The sequence below is a fragment of the Blastococcus sp. SYSU DS1024 genome (assembly GCF_054050795.1).
In genome coordinates, this window is record NZ_JBJHAA010000014.1 from 1 (window position 1) to 14,199 (window position 14,199).

Annotated in this window: 12 protein-coding genes and 1 rRNA gene; 9 read left to right on the top strand and 4 right to left on the bottom strand. The window is 73.7% G+C overall.

All coding sequences use genetic code 11. The features are described from left to right. The first annotated feature begins 13 nt into the window (after window positions 1-13). A 5S ribosomal RNA gene (gene rrf / locus ACI79S_RS13585) occupies window positions 14-130 on the top strand. A gap of 144 nt (window positions 131-274) precedes the next feature. On the opposite strand, the gene ACI79S_RS13590 is transcribed toward rrf, so the two are convergent. Further along, window positions 275-940, bottom strand: coding sequence for a DUF2461 domain-containing protein (locus ACI79S_RS13590; RefSeq protein WP_456593969.1), 666 nt, complete (start codon window positions 938-940; stop codon window positions 275-277). Further along, the gene (locus ACI79S_RS13595; RefSeq protein WP_456593970.1) at window positions 937-1,494 is read right to left on the bottom strand and encodes an N-acetyltransferase family protein; all 558 of its coding nucleotides are present in this window, start codon (window positions 1,492-1,494) and stop codon (window positions 937-939) included. Before ACI79S_RS13595 ends, ACI79S_RS13590 begins: the two co-directional genes overlap by 4 nt. Window positions 1,495-1,559: 65 nt before the next feature. Here ACI79S_RS13595 and ACI79S_RS13600 point away from each other — a divergent pair, with 65 nt between their 5' ends. Continuing rightward, a complete protein-coding gene (locus tag ACI79S_RS13600) occupies window positions 1,560-2,783 on the top strand; it encodes a winged helix-turn-helix domain-containing protein (RefSeq protein ID WP_456593971.1) in 1,224 nt (407 codons plus the stop codon). On the opposite strand, the gene ACI79S_RS13605 is transcribed toward ACI79S_RS13600, so the two are convergent. Next, the gene (locus ACI79S_RS13605; protein ID WP_456593972.1) at window positions 2,746-3,177 is read right to left on the bottom strand and encodes a DUF1232 domain-containing protein; all 432 of its coding nucleotides are present in this window, start codon (window positions 3,175-3,177) and stop codon (window positions 2,746-2,748) included. The two genes, ACI79S_RS13600 and ACI79S_RS13605, sit on opposite strands and share 38 nt — an antisense overlap. A 39-nt stretch (window positions 3,178-3,216) precedes the next feature. On the opposite strand from ACI79S_RS13605, the gene thyX reads away from it, so the two are divergent. The 5 genes from thyX to ACI79S_RS13630 all read left to right on the top strand — a co-directional run bounded on the left by thyX (window position 3,217) and on the right by ACI79S_RS13630 (window position 8,010). Beyond that, window positions 3,217-3,969 (top strand): FAD-dependent thymidylate synthase, encoded by a 753-nt coding sequence (gene thyX / locus ACI79S_RS13610; RefSeq protein WP_456593973.1) that lies wholly within the window; start codon window positions 3,217-3,219, stop codon window positions 3,967-3,969. Window positions 3,970-4,043: 74 nt separating this feature from the next. Then, the gene (locus ACI79S_RS13615; RefSeq protein WP_456593974.1) at window positions 4,044-4,850 is read left to right on the top strand and encodes a thymidylate synthase; all 807 of its coding nucleotides are present in this window, start codon (window positions 4,044-4,046) and stop codon (window positions 4,848-4,850) included. A gap of 35 nt (window positions 4,851-4,885) precedes the next feature. Next, on the top strand, window positions 4,886-5,389 hold the full coding sequence (locus ACI79S_RS13620; protein WP_456593975.1) for a dihydrofolate reductase: 504 nt from the start codon (window positions 4,886-4,888) through the stop codon (window positions 5,387-5,389). A 9-nt stretch (window positions 5,390-5,398) separates the two neighbouring features. Continuing rightward, window positions 5,399-6,295, top strand: a complete 897-nt coding sequence (dapA, locus tag ACI79S_RS13625) for a 4-hydroxy-tetrahydrodipicolinate synthase (RefSeq protein WP_456593976.1) — start codon at window positions 5,399-5,401, stop codon at window positions 6,293-6,295. Between the two features lie 14 nt (window positions 6,296-6,309). Continuing rightward, complete coding sequence (locus ACI79S_RS13630) at window positions 6,310-8,010, top strand: ribonuclease J (protein ID WP_456593977.1); 1,701 nt, start codon at window positions 6,310-6,312, stop codon at window positions 8,008-8,010. Window positions 8,011-8,131: 121 nt separating this feature from the next. On the opposite strand, the gene ACI79S_RS13635 is transcribed toward ACI79S_RS13630, so the two are convergent. Beyond that, on the bottom strand, window positions 8,132-10,069 hold the full coding sequence (locus tag ACI79S_RS13635; protein WP_456593978.1) for a prolyl oligopeptidase family serine peptidase: 1,938 nt from the start codon (window positions 10,067-10,069) through the stop codon (window positions 8,132-8,134). A gap of 86 nt (window positions 10,070-10,155) precedes the next feature. On the opposite strand from ACI79S_RS13635, the gene ACI79S_RS13640 reads away from it, so the two are divergent. Beyond that, the gene (locus tag ACI79S_RS13640; protein WP_456593979.1) at window positions 10,156-12,666 is read left to right on the top strand and encodes a DNA translocase FtsK 4TM domain-containing protein; all 2,511 of its coding nucleotides are present in this window, start codon (window positions 10,156-10,158) and stop codon (window positions 12,664-12,666) included. A 70-nt stretch (window positions 12,667-12,736) separates the two neighbouring features. Then, window positions 12,737-14,194 carry a MiaB/RimO family radical SAM methylthiotransferase gene (locus tag ACI79S_RS13645; protein ID WP_456593980.1) on the top strand — a complete coding sequence of 486 codons (1,458 nt, stop codon included), beginning with the start codon at window positions 12,737-12,739 and terminating at the stop codon, window positions 14,192-14,194. The last annotated feature ends 5 nt before the right edge of the window (window positions 14,195-14,199 follow it).

The following is a 14,199-nucleotide window of genomic DNA, read 5'->3' on the forward strand; positions in this document are numbered from 1 at the left end:
AAGTTCACAGAGTTACGGCGGCCATGGCGAGAGGGAAACGCCCGGCAACATTCCGAACCCGGAAGCTAAGCCTCTCAGCGCCGATGGTACTGCCCTGGAGACGGGGTGGGAGAGTAGGACGCCGCCGGACAACCATTCCCGAAGGGGCCCCAGCATTCGTGCTGGGGCCCCTTCGTCGTTCCCCGGACCCTCCGCCGACCGCGCGCGCCCACTGCCCGGGTTCCGCTGAGCGGTCCGTCGTCGGGTCGGCAGAGCCACCGGTCGCCCGTCCCGGTCAGCGGCGCGGGCGGGGCTCCCTCGTGGTGGCGCCGACGTTGTCGGCGAGCCACGCGTTCAGCGGGCTCAGGTCCCGCCAGGCGGCGCGGACCCGGTCGACGGCCTCCCGCGTGTGCAGCCAGTCCTCCGGGGGCCACCGGCGGGTGGCATGCAGCGCCTTGTGCTTGAGCAGCTCGATGCGGGGATCCGCGGCCGAGTACCGGGCCGGGACGCGCACCAGGCGGTCTCCCTCGATCTCCCAGCCGGCCGCGCGCAGCCGTGCCACCTCGGCCTCGAGACGGGGCCCCTGCACCGGATCGGCCACCGCCCGCCGGTACCGCGCCACCTGGTCGGACTCCAGACGCCAGCAGCCGCCCGACACGGACAGCCCGTCGGCGGAGATCTGGACGTACCAGGCGCCGGCGCCGCGTCCCTCCGGGTTCACGACGGCGCCCTGGTGGGTCTTGTACGGGGTCTTGTCGTGGCTGAACCGGACGTCGCGGTACGGGCGGAAGACCTTGGCCGTCCCGAACTCGGGCGCCAGCTCTTCGACGAGGGCGGTCATCGGCGCGCGGACGTGGTCGTCGTAGTCGGTGCGGTGCGCCGTCCAGTAAGCCTTGCTGTTGTCGGCCTCGAGCCCCTCGTAGAAGACCAGCCCCTCGTCCGGGAAACCGTCGAAGGTCATCGATCCGTGTCCTCCTCGTCCAGCACGACGTGCCAGCGCAGCTCCCGCAGAGGTGCTTCGCCGGTGTCCAGCGTGCGCGCCCACCCGTCGGGCGCCCAGCCGGCCGACTCGTAGAAGTCGGCGGACGCCCGGTCGGATTCCGCGAGCCAGACCTCGAGGCGGGCGGTGCCGTCGGCGGCGGCGAGATCGGTGACCGCGGCCAGCAGGCGGCTGCCGTGGCCGCGCCGGCCCCACCGCGGCTCGACCAGGAGCGTGCTGATCTCCGCGGTCTCCGGTCCGGTGGCGACAGCCGCGAAGCCCACGACCGCCCCCTGCTCGACGGCGACCAGGACCCGGTGTCCCACCGACGGCGGGGCGGTGACGGCAGAGCGCCAGGCCTCGGTGACCGTGGCCTCGTCCCACCCGTCGAGGACCTCCGCGGGTAGGACGGCGCGGTACGCGGTGCGCCAGGTGACCCCCTGCACCCGCGCGATGGCGGCCGCGTCCTCGGCCCGGGCCGGCCGCACCGACACGTCCGCGGAGCCCGTGAGCCGGGGAAAGGGGTTCGAGGTCACCCGGGCAGCGTAGGGGCGCCGGCCGGTTCGGCGGGTGTCGTACCGGGCGGGCAGGATCCTCGGGCGTGACACCCGTCGAACGGTTGCCCGCCGCGCTCGCCCGGCGGATCGCCCTGGCCGCCCAGGGCTTCGCCGAGCCACGGCCGGTCGCCGCTGTCGGCACGCGGCAGCTGCGCCGACTCACCGAGCGGCTGGCCGTCGTCCAGATCGACTCGGTGAACGTGCTCTCCCGCTCGCACTACCTCCCCGCCTTCAGCCGGCTCGGGCCCTACCCGCGCGAGGCTCTCGACGGGCTGGCGAACCGGCGGCACGACCTGTTCGAGTACTGGGCGCACGAGGCGTCCTTCCTCCCCGTCCGCCTGCACCCCTTCCTGCGCTGGCGCATGGCCGCCGTGCAGCAGGAGGCGTGGGGCAGCATGACGCGGGTCCACCGGGAGCGACCGGAGTACGTCGCCTCGCTGCTGGAGCGGGTGCGCCGCGACGGGCCCCTCCGGGCGAGCGAGCTCCAGGAGGAGCGGCCGAACCGGCCCGGCAGCATGTGGAACTGGCACGCGGGCAAGGGGGCGCTGGAGTACCTGTTCTTCACCGGCGCCCTCACCGCGTCGCGCCGGACGGCGGGTTTCGAGCGCGTCTACGACCTGCCGGAGCGGGTCCTGCCGGCCGAAGTCCTCGGCGCACCCACGCCGGAGCGGCCGGAGGCGGTGCGGGAGCTCGTGCGCACGGCTTCCCGGGCGCTCGGCGTCGCCACCGAGACCGACCTGCGCGACTACTTCCGCCTCACGCCCGCCGACGCCCGGACGGCGATCAGCGAGCTGACCGACGCCGGCGAGCTGCTGCCGGTCGAGGTGGCCGGCTGGGGACGCCCGGCCTGGCTGGACCCCGCGGCGCGCCGTCCCCGCTGGATCCGGGCCAGGGCGCTGCTCAGCCCGTTCGACTCCCTGGTGTGGGAGCGGCCGCGGGTGGAGCGCATCTTCGGCTTCCGCTACCGGCTGGAGATCTACACACCGGCGCAGCAGCGGGTGCACGGCTACTACGTCCTGCCCTTCCTGCTCGGCGACCGGCTGGTGGGCCGCGTGGACCTCAAGGCCGACCGGAAGGCCGGCGTCCTGCGGGTGCAGGCCGCGCACGCCGAGGAGGGGGTCGACCGCGGGGTGGTCGCCACCGAGCTGGCCGACGAGCTGCGGCTCATGGCGGGGTGGATGGCGCTCGACGCCGTCGCAGTCGCCGGCCGGGGGGACCTGGCGCCCGACCTCAGCCGGGCTCTCGGGGTCCTGCCGGTCCCGGCGTGAGTCCGGCGAGCCGGCGCACCACCGCCAGACCCGCCGGCTCCCCGGGCCAGTGCCGGGCCACGGCGTCCTCGCCGGCCCGGCGCACCACCGAGCGGAGCGCCCAGGCGACGACGACGACGTCGTCGGCGTACCCGAGGACCGGCACCACGTCGGGCACGAGGTCGACCGGGGAGAGCAGGTAGGCCAGGAGGAGCCAGAGGCGCAGCCGCAGCCCCGTGGGCAGGGCGCGGTCGGCCGCCAGCCGGCGCACCAGCCGGACGACGTCGGGCAGCAGGCGCAGGCCGTCGCGCACGGTCAGCCCGTCCGGGCGCGTGCGCCACAGGGCCGCCAGGAGCAGCAGCCACACCAGGAGCAGGCCGCCGGCGACGGCGAGCAGCGGGCGCCACCAATCCACGCGCCCAGTCTGCCCGGCGGCCCGCCGTAGGCTCGGCAGGTGCCAGAGATCGCGCCGCTCCGCGTCCAGGTCATCGCGCAGACGCAGTTCACCGCACCCGCCGACGTCCCCTGGGACACCGATGCCGACGGCGGCCAGGCGCTCGCCGAGTTCGCCGGCCGGGCCTGCTACCAGTCCTGGGACAAGCCCAACCCCGCCACCGCGACCAACGCGGGCTACCTGCGGCACATCCTGGAGGTCGGGCACCTCGCCGTCCTCGAGCACGGGACGGTGAGCATGTACCTGACCGGGGTCTCCCGGTCGCTCACCCACGAGCTGGTGCGGCACCGGCAGTTCTCCTACAGCCAGCTCTCCCAGCGCTACGTGCCCGAGCCGGACGCCGCCGTCGTGGAGCCCGCGGTCATCGCCGGGGACCCGGAGCTGCACGAGCGGTTCCTGGCGGCGACCGACGCGGCCGCGGCCGCCTACACCGAACTGCTCGAGAAGCTGGAGGAGCGCTTCGCCGACGTGCCGAACGCCACGCTGCGCCGCAAGCAGGCGCGCCAGGCCGCCCGCGCGGTGCTGCCCAACGCCACCGAGACCCGCATCGTCGTCACCGGCAACTACCGGGCATGGCGGCACTTCGTGGCCGTGCGGGCCAGCGAGCACGCCGACGTCGAGCTCCGCGAGCTGGCGATCGCCTGCCTGCGCGAGCTCCAGCGCGTGGCCGCCAACGTCTTCGGCGACTTCCGGATCAGCAGGCTGACCGACGGCACCGAGGTCGCGGCGAGCCCCTTCGTCACCGAGGGCTGAGCCCCGCGCGACGGCTGGGGCGGGTGTTCTGCGGTCGCAGCCCGGTGCCGGCGGGTCGCCGTAGGCTCGGGGTCGTGGCAGCCCCGATCGACACCCAGTACGAGGACCTCCTGCGGCGCATCCTGGCGCAGGGGACGCCGAAGGAGGACCGGACCGGCACGGGGACGGTGAGCCTGTTCGGCGAGCGGCTGCGCTACGACCTGTCCGAGACGTTTCCCCTGGTGACGACGAAGAAGGTGCACTTCCGGTCGATCGCCGTCGAGCTGCTCTGGTTCCTGCGCGGCGACAGCAACGTGAGCTGGCTGCGGGACAACGGCGTCACCATCTGGGACGAGTGGGCGTCCGCCGACGGCGAGCTCGGCCCCGTCTACGGCGTGCAGTGGCGGTCGTGGCCCACCCCCGACGGCGGGCACGTCGACCAGATCGCGAACCTGCTCGACACGCTGCGCACGGACCCCGACTCCCGCCGGATGATCGTCTCGGCCTGGAACGTCGCCGCCCTGCCCGAGATGGCGCTGGCGCCCTGCCACGCGTTCTTCCAGTTCTACGTGGCCGACGGCAAGCTCTCCTGCCAGCTCTACCAGCGCAGCGCCGACATGTTCCTCGGCGTGCCGTTCAACATCGCCAGCTACGCGCTGCTCACCCGGATGATCGCCGCCCAGGTCGGGCTCGAGCCCGGCGAGTTCATCTGGGTCGGCGGCGACTGCCACATCTACCGCAACCACGTCGAGCAGGTGAACGAGCAGCTCTCCCGCGAGGTGCTGCCCTTCCCGACGCTGGAGCTGGCGCCGGCGCCCTCGCTGTTCGACTACGCCTACGAGCACTTCACGGTGCGGGACTACCGCCACCACCCCGCGATCCGGGCGGCCGTGGCGGTGTGACCGGCCCGGCGAGCTCGCCAGCGGGGCGGAGCGGCGTGGCGCTGATCTGGGCGCAGGCGCGGGGTGGCGTCATCGGTGCCGACGGTGGTCTGCCCTGGCACCTGCCCGAGGACCTCGCGCTCTTCCGCCGGCTGACCACCGGGTCGACGGTGGTGATGGGGCGGCGCACGTGGGAGTCGTTGCCGGAGCGCTTCCGCCCGCTGCCGCACCGGGTCAACGTCGTGCTGACGTCGGATCCGCGGTGGTCGGCCGAGGGGGCGCTGGTGGCGCACTCGGTCTCCCAGGTGCTGGCCGAGCACCCGTCGTGCTGGGTGATCGGCGGGGGAGAGGTCTACGCCGCGTTCCTGCCGCACGCCGACCGGCTGGTGGTCACCGACGTCGACGTCGCCGTCGACGGTGACACCTGGGCGCCGGCCCTGGACGGGAGGTGGGTGCGCACGGCGCGCACGCCGGCCGAGGGCTGGTCGGTGTCGGCGTCGGACGGCCTGCGCTTCGCGGTGTCGGAGTACGTGAGGGGATCAGCTCCCTCCGCTGGGTAGATTCTCCTCATGACCACCGACCCCGCCCGGCCGTTCGGGCGCCTCCTCACGGCGATGGTCACCCCGCTGGCCGAGGACGGGTCGATCGACCTGTCCGGAGCGCAGGAGCTGGCCGCGCACCTGGTCGACCGGGGTGGGAACGACGGGCTGGTCGTCTTCGGGACGACGGGTGAGTCGCCGACGATCAGCGACGCCGAGCAGCGCGCCGTCCTCGAGGTGGTGCTGGACGCCGTCGGGGACCGGGCCACGGTCGTCGCCGGCGTCGGGACGTACGACACCGCGCACTCGATCGACAAGGCGCGCGCGGCCGCGGAGCTCGGCGTCCACGGTCTGCTCGTCGTCACGCCGTACTACAACCGGCCCCCGCAGGCCGGCCTGCTGCGCCACTTCACCTCGGTCGCCGACAGCACCGACCTGCCGGTGATGCTGTACGACATCCCCGTCCGCACCGGGATGCCCATCGAGGTGGAGACGCTCGTGCGCGCCGCGGAGCACCCGCGGATCGTCGCGGTGAAGGACGCCAAGGGCGACTTCGGTGCCATGGCCTGGACGATGGCCCGCACCGACCTCGCCTACTACAGCGGCGAAGACATGCTGAACCTGCCGATCCTCGCGCTGGGCGGCGTCGGCATGGTCAGCGTCGTCGGGCACGTCGTCGGGCCCCGCCTGGTCGAGCTCGCCGCCGCCGTCGAGAGCGGCGACCTGGTCAAGGCCCGCGAGATCAACGACAGCCTGCTGCCGGTCTACACCGGCATCTTCCGCACCCAGGGCGTCATCCTCACCAAGGCGGCGCTGCGCGAGCTCGGCCTCCCGGCCGGCCCCGTGCGACCGCCCCTGGTCGACGCAACCCCCGAACAGATCGCGCAGCTGCGCGCCGACCTCGCCGCCGGCGGGGTCCAGCTCTGAGAGGCGACGACGTCGTGAGTGGACAGGCCACCCAGCCCCACCTGGACCTCAAGGCGCCCCCGCCGCTGCCGGAGGGCGGGCTGCGGGTGATGGCGCTGGGCGGTCTCGGCGAGATCGGCCGGAACATGGCCGTGCTGGAGTTCGACGGCAAGCTGCTCGTCATCGACTGCGGTGTGCTGTTCCCGGAGGCGGAGCAGCCCGGCGTCGACCTGATCCTGCCGGACTTCGGCGTCATCGAGCACCGCCTCGACGACATCGCCGCGGTCGTCCTCACGCACGGGCACGAGGACCACATCGGCGCGATCCCGTACCTGCTGCGGCTGCGCGAGGACATCCCGCTCGTGGGCTCCCGGTTCACGCTGGCGCTGGTGGCCGCCAAGCTCCGCGAGCACCGGCTGGACGCGACCCTGGTCGAGGTCGCCGCCGGTGACGACCACCTCGCCGGGCCGTTCCACTGCGAGTTCATCTCGGTGAACCACTCGATCCCCGACGCGCTCGCCGTCGCCGTGAGCACGCCGGCGGGCCTGCTCGTGCACACCGGTGACTTCAAGATGGACCAGCTGCCCCTCGACGGCGTGCTGACCGACCTGGGGGCGTTCGCCCGGCTCGGCGTCGAGGGCATCGACCTGCTGCTGGCCGACTCCACCAACGCCGAGGTGCCCGGCTTCGTCACCCCCGAGCGGTCCATCGGGCCGGTGCTCGACGACGTCTTCGCGCGCGCCTCGCAGCGGCTCATCGTCTCCAGCTTCGCCAGCCACGTGCACCGGATCCAGCAGGTGCTCGACTGCGCGGAGAAGCACGGCCGCAAGGTGGCGCTGGTGGGCCGGTCGATGGTCCGCAACATGGGCGTGGCCCGCGACCTGGGGCTGCTGCGCGTGGCGCCCGGCCTCATGGTCTCGCTGGACGACGCGGCGAAGATGCCGCCCGAGCAGGTCGTGCTGGTCAGCACCGGATCCCAGGGGGAGCCGCTGTCGGCGCTGGGCCGGATGGCGCGCGGCGAGCACCACCAGGTGACCATCGAGGCCGGGGACACCGTCGTCCTGGCCTCCTCGCTGGTGCCGGGCAACGAGACCGCCGTCTACAAGGTGATCAACGGGCTGGCCCGGCTGGGCGCCACCGTGGTGCACAAGGAGACCGCGCGGGTGCACGTCTCCGGGCACGCCCCCGCCGGCGAGCTGCGCACGCTGCTCAACGTGGCCAAGCCGAGGTACCTCATGCCGGTGCACGGGGAGTGGCGGCACCTGCGGGCGCATGCCGTGCTCGCCGAGGAGACCGGCATGGCGACCGACCGGATCCTGCTGGCCGAGGACGGCGTGGTCGTGGACCTCGTCGACGGCAAGGCCTCGATCGTCGGCTCGGTCCCGATCGGCGACGTCTACGTCGACGGGCTCAACGTCGGTGACGTCGGCGAGGAGTCGCTGCAGGCCCGCCGCATCCTCGGGGACGAGGGGTTCGTCTCCCTGACCGTCGTGATCGAGCCGTCCACGCGCACGATCGTGCGGCCGGTGCACCTGTCCACCCGTGGCTTCTCCGACGACCCGGCGGCCTTCGACGAGGTGCTGGCACTGGTCGAGGACAACCTCAAGCGGGCGCTCGCCGACGACGACGTGGACGCCCACCGCCTGTCGCAGATCATCCGGCGCACGGTCGGCAAGTGGGTGTCGGACAAGCACCGCCGCCGGCCGATGATCATCCCGACGGTGCTGGAGGTCTGACCTCCGGCCCCCTGTTGATCAGGTCACCTGGTCGACAGGGGTCCTGGCTCAGGACCGGTGCTGAGCCAGGACCCCCTGCGGTGAGCCAGGACGGCTGGACGTGGGCCGCCGCCGCTCTGGGTCAGCGCACCACGGTGATCGGCTCGATCGCCTCGCCCGGCGGCAGGTCGAAGCCCCACACCTGGGCGTAGAAGGAGAGCTCCCCGTCCAGCGCGGCACGGATGTTCTCCGCCTTGCGGAAGCCGTGCTGCTCGCCGGGGAACAGCAGGTAGGCGTGCGGCACCGCCTTGTCCCGCAGCGCCGCGACGATCGCCTCGGCCTGCGACGGCGGGACGACGGCGTCCTCGTCGCCCTGGAACACCGCCAGCGGGGTGTCGAGGGTGTCGACGTGGTTGATCGGTGAGCGCTCGGCGTAGACGTCGGCGCCCTCGGGCCACGGCGCGACCAGGCCGTCGAGGTAGCGGGACTCGAACTTGTGCGTCTCGGCGGCCAGCGCGCCCAGGTCGGCGACGCCGTAGTGGCTGGCCCCGGCGGTGAAGACCCCGGGGCGCATGGAGAGCGCGGCCAGCGTGGTGTAGCCCCCGGCCGACCCGCCGCGGATCGCCATCCGAGCGGGGTCGACGCGGCCGGCGTCGGCGAGGAAGCGCGCGCACGCGACCACGTCGTCGAGGTCGACGACGCCCCACCGGCCCTGCAGCGCGTCGCGGTAGCGGCGGCCATAGCCGACGGAGCCGCGGTAGTCGACGTCGGCGACGCAGAACCCGCGGGAGGTCCAGTACTGGATCTCCAGGTTCAGCACCGGGACGGCGGCCGCGGTGGGGCCACCGTGGACCACGACCACCAGCGGCGGGAGGCTCCCCTCCCGGGCCGTCACCTCCGGGTTCGCCGGCGGGTAGACCTGGGCGTGGGCGACGCCGATCCCGGTGCCGCGGTCCTCGGTCGGGAAGGTGACGTGCTCGGGCCGGGAGAACCAGGCCGGGTCCAGCTCCAGGTCCCGCGCCGGCCGCAGCACCTCCGCCGCGCCGCTGTCGACGTCGACCCGCAGGACCACCGGCTCGCTCGCCGGGCCACCGGCGACGCAGACCACAGCCGTGCCCTGGGCGGTCAGGTACCGGAACGTGCCGTAGGGCAGGTCGAGCTCACGGGGCTCGCCGCCGGGGCTCAGCACCGCCAGGCGGTCGCGTCCGGCCCGGCCGTAGGCCAGGACGATGCGACCGTCGGCCAGCAGGGCGTAGCGCGACTGGCCGAACACCCACTGCGGCCCGGCGATGTCGCTCCCGACGTCCACGACGAGCTGCGGCTCCTCGTGCGGCGGCTTCCGGTACAGCGACCAGAAGTTCGTGCGGTCGCTCATCCACCACAGCGCGAGGTCCTCGCTCCAGACCGGCTGGACGACGGACTCGCCCGGCCCGCCGGCGAGGACGTGGTCGGTGCCGTCGGCCGCACGGACGACGAGCTGCGCGCTGTCCCACGGCATGTCCGGGTGGTTCCACTGCAGCCACGCCAGCGTGACCCCGTCGGGGGCCAGCCGCGGGTCGGAGACGAAGTCGGGACCGGAGACGAGCACCTCGGTGGTGCCGTCGTGGCCCACGCGCACGATCTCGTTCACCACGTCGGCGGCCGCGCCGGACGCGGGATGCGTCTCCCGGACGGCGAGGACGCCGTCCGCGACCACGGCCAGGTCGGCGTGACGGACGCCGCTCGGGACCTCGGGTTCCGCGGTCACCGCGACGGGGGAGCCGTCGCCGGGGGCCAGTCGGTACAGCCGCTGGTCCGAGAAGTTCGTGAACCAGAGGACGCCGTCGGACACCGTCCAGGCGCCACCGCCGTACTCGTGCACCCGGGTGCGGGCGTTCCAGGGCGCCGGCAGCGCGTCGGTGAGCACGCCGTCCGGGGTGCGCCGCACGAGCACCGTGCGACCGCCCTCGGCCGGGCGCGACTCGGCCCACCAGACGTCGTCCCCGTCCACGACCACCTCCCCGAGACGGGCCGCCGCCCGCACGACGAGCTCGGACGTGACGGGGGTGGGCCAGCTGCCATGGGGGAGCGGGGTGCTCATGCGTGTGACGTTATGGGACGGCGGTGCGTGGGACACGACATCCGGCCTGCCCGCCGGGAGGCCGCCCCGGGCTTACGGTCTGACGCATGCCTGCCCGCACCACGCCGAACCGCCGGCCGGCCGCCACCCGCAGCCGATCGGGATCGACGGCGGCGAGCAAGAAGCGGCCCGCCGCCAAGCGGGCGCCCAACCGGCGGCAGCCGGCCCGCAAGAAGCCGTCGTCCGGTGGCTCGGTCTGGCGCATCGCCAGCGGGGGCTGGAACCTGCTCGCTCGCGGCGCCGGAGGCCTGGCCCGGTCCGTCGCCCGGCCGGAGGAGGCCGAGCCGCTGGCTCCCGAGCACCGGCGCGACGGGGTCGGCCTCGCCGTCCTCGGGCTGGCGATCGTGCTCGGCGCGGCTGCCTGGAGCAACGGCATCGGGCCGGTCGGTGCCGCGCTGACCGACGGGGTGCGCTGGATCATCGGCTCGCTGGTGATGGTGCTGCCCGTCGTCCTCTTCTTCGCCGCCCTGCGGCTCCTCCGGCGCGGCCCCCGCCCGGAGGCGCGCGGTCGGCTGGCGATCGGCTGGCTGTGCACCGTCGCCTCGGTTCTCGGCATCGCCCACGTCGTCGGCACCCCCGCGGTGCCGGAGGCCGGGCAGCCGGGCTCCGGCGGGCTCGTCGGCTGGGCCGTCGGCACGCCGCTGGCCGCCGGCGTCGGTTCGGTGGTCACCGTCGTGCTGCTCGGGTTGCTGGCCTTCTTCGGGTTGCTGGTGATCACCGCCACCCCGGTGCACCAGATCCCCGAGCGCGTCCGCGAGCTCACCGACCGGCTGCTCGGCCGCGACGACCACGACGAGTACGCCGACGACGACTACGACGACGAGGAGGACGAGGAGCCCGCGCCCAAGGGTCGCCGGCGCCGCGCCTCGCTGTCGGAGGACCTGCTCACCACGGGGCCCATCGACCACGGGGCCTACGCGGAGGCGCCCGAGGCGACCCGCACCACCGAGCCCGAGCACACCGTGCTGGCGTCCCCGCCGCCGGTGCCGCCGGCCGTCCGGCGGCCGGTCGAGGACCGCACCTCCCCGCCGGAGGACCTGCCGCCGATCACCGAGCCCGAGCAGCTGTCCATCCAGCCGGTCGAGGGCGACTACGTGCTGCCGGCGCTCTCCACGTTGCGGCCGGGCGACCCGCCGCGGGCGCGGTCCAAGGCCAACGACGTCGCCATCGAGGCGATCAGCGGCGTGCTCGAGCAGTTCAACATCGACGCCGCCGTCACCGGCTTCACCCGTGGCCCGACGGTCACCCGGTACGAGGTCGAGCTCGGCCAGGGCGTGAAGGTCGAGAAGATCACCGCGCTGACCAAGAACATGGCCTACGCGGTCGCCAACGACAACATCCGCATCCTGGCGCCGATCCCGGGCAAGTCCGCGGTCGGCATCGAGGTGCCCAACACCGACCGCGAGAAGGTCAGCCTCGGCGACGTGCTGCGCTCGCAGGCGGCCAAGCAGGACCCGCACCCGATGCTGGTCGGGCTCGGCAAGGACATCGAGGGCGGCTTCGTCTGCGCCAACCTGGCGAAGATGCCGCACCTGCTCGTCGCCGGCGCCACCGGTGCGGGTAAGTCCAGCTGCGTCAACTCGATCCTGACCTCGCTGCTGCTGCGGGCCACCCCCGACCAGCTGCGGATGATCCTGGTCGACCCGAAGATGGTCGAGCTCACGCCCTACGACGGCATCCCGCACCTGATCACGCCGATCATCACCGACCCCAAGAAGGCGGCGACCGCGCTGGCCTGGCTGGTCGAGGAGATGGAGCAGCGCTACCAGGACATGCGCTCCACCGGCGTCCGGCACATCGACGACTTCAACCGCAAGGTCGAGAAGGGCGAGATCACCGCCCCGCCCGGCAGCGAGCGGGTCTACCGCCCCTACCCCTACATCCTCGCGATCGTCGACGAGCTCGCCGACCTGATGATGGTGGCGCCGCGGGACGTCGAGGAGCACATCGTCCGGATCACCCAGAAGGCGCGTGCGGCCGGCATCCACCTGATCCTGGCGACGCAGCGCCCCTCGGTCGACGTCGTCACCGGCCTGATCAAGGCCAACGTGCCCTCGCGGCTGGCGTTCTCGACCTCGAGCCTCACCGACAGCCGGGTCATCCTCGACCAGCCGGGCGCCGAGAAGCTCATCGGCATGGGTGACGCGCTCTTCATGCCCATCGGCGCCGGCAAGCCGATGCGCGTGCAGGGCGCCTTCGTCACCGACGCCGAGATCGAGGCGGTCGTCGAGTTCACCAAGCGCCAGGCCGAGCCGGAGTACCGCGAAGAGGTCTTCACCGCCGGTGGTGGTGGCGAGAAGAAGGAGATCGACGAGGACATCGGCGGCGACCTCGACCTGCTGCTGCAGGCCGTGGAGCTCATCGTCACCAGCCAGTTCGGGTCGACGTCGATGCTGCAGCGCAAGCTGCGCGTCGGGTTCGCGAAGGCCGGCCGGCTCATGGACCTCATGGAGAGCCGCGGCATCGTCGGGCCGTCCGAGGGCTCCAAGGCCCGCGACGTGCTGGTCAAGCCCGACGAGCTCGAGGCGACGCTGTTCACCCTCCGCGGCGGCGAGTAGCAGAGCACGTGTCCGGCAGCTCACCGCTTCGTGCGGCGGCAGGGCCGGGAACAGCGACTACGATGGCCGGGTGACAGCCACGCCCAGCCCTGCCCGGACCGTGGCCGTGGTGACCCTCGGGTGCGCGCGCAACGAGGTCGACTCCGAGGAGCTGGCCGGCCGGCTCGCCGCGGAGGGCTACCAGCTGGTCGAGGACGCCGAGGGCGCCGACGCGGTGCTCGTCAACACCTGCGGGTTCATCGAGACGGCCAAGAAGGACTCGGTCGACGCGATCCTCGCCGCGACCGACTCCGGTGCCTCCGTCGTCGCGGTCGGCTGCATGGCCGAGCGCTACGGTGCCGAGCTCGCCGACGCGCTGCCCGAGGCCACCGTCCTGGGTTTCGACGACTACGCCGAGATCGGCGGCCGCCTCGACGACGTCCTCACCGGCCGCCCCCTCGTGCCCCACACGCCGCGGGACCGCCGGACGCTGCTGCCGATCAGCCCCGTGGAGCGTTCGGCGGTGCTGGCCGGCGCCGGGGGGCGGACGGACGCCGGCGCCGGCCCGGCGATCCCCGGGCACGACTGGCTGCGCCGTCGCCGGCTGGCCTCGGGGCCGTCGGCCGCGCTGAAGCTCGCCTCCGGGTGCGACCGGCGCTGCGCCTTCTGCGCCATCCCGGCCTTCCGCGGCGCCTTCGTCTCCCGGCCGCCGGCCGAGGTGCTCTCCGAGGCGGCCTGGCTGGCAGGCCAGGGCGTCACCGAGCTAGTGCTGGTGAGCGAGAACTCCACCTCGTACGGCAAGGACCTCGGCGACCTGCGCTCGCTGGAGAAGCTGCTGCCGCAGCTGGCCGCGATCGAGGGCATCGCGCGCGTGCGGGTCGCGTACCTGCAGCCGGCCGAGCTCCGCCCGGGCCTGCTGGAGGTCATCGCCGCGACCGACGGGGTGGCGCCGTACTTCGACCTCTCCTTCCAGCACTCCTCGCCGTCGCTGCTGCGCCGGATGCGCCGCTTCGGCGGTACCGACGACTTCCTGGCGCTCATCGAGCGGGCACGTGCGCTCGCGCCGGCGGCGGGGTTCCGCACCAACGTCATCCTCGGCTTCCCCGGGGAGACCGAGGACGACGTCGCCGAGCTCGAGCGCTTCCTCGTCGAGGGCCGGCTCGACGCCGTCGGCGTCTTCGGCTACTCCGACGAGGAGGGCACCGAGGCGATCGGCCTCGACGGCAAGCTCGACCAGCACGAGATCGACGCGCGGGTCCGCCGGATCACCGACCTGGTCGAGGAGCTGACCGCCCAGCGGGCCGAGGAGCGGATCGGCGAGCGGGTGGAGGTCCTGCTGAGCGAGGACCTCTCCGCCACCGAGGGCCCGGGCACCTGGCTGGGGCACGCGGCCCACCAGGACCCGGACGCCGACGGCACCACCACCCTCACCGGCGTGCCGGCAGGAGCGGTCGCCGGCCAGGTGCTCCCCGGGGAGGTCGTCGGCACCGAGGGCGTCGACCTCGTCGCCACCGCACTCGTCGCCGCCGTCGCCCCGGCCGGGCGGTGACCCAG

Excerpts from the sequence above, each read along its gene's own strand:
- ACI79S_RS13590 (WP_456593969.1), bottom strand. The coding sequence starts at position 940 with ATGACCTTCGACGGTTTCCCGGACGAGGGGCTGGTCTTCTACGAGGGG.
- dapA (WP_456593976.1), top strand. The coding sequence starts at position 5,399 with ATGACCACCGACCCCGCCCGGCCGTTCGGGCGCCTCCTCACGGCGATG.
- ACI79S_RS13635 (WP_456593978.1), bottom strand. The coding sequence starts at position 10,069 with ATGAGCACCCCGCTCCCCCATGGCAGCTGGCCCACCCCCGTCACGTCC.
- ACI79S_RS13640 (WP_456593979.1), top strand. The coding sequence starts at position 10,156 with ATGCCTGCCCGCACCACGCCGAACCGCCGGCCGGCCGCCACCCGCAGC.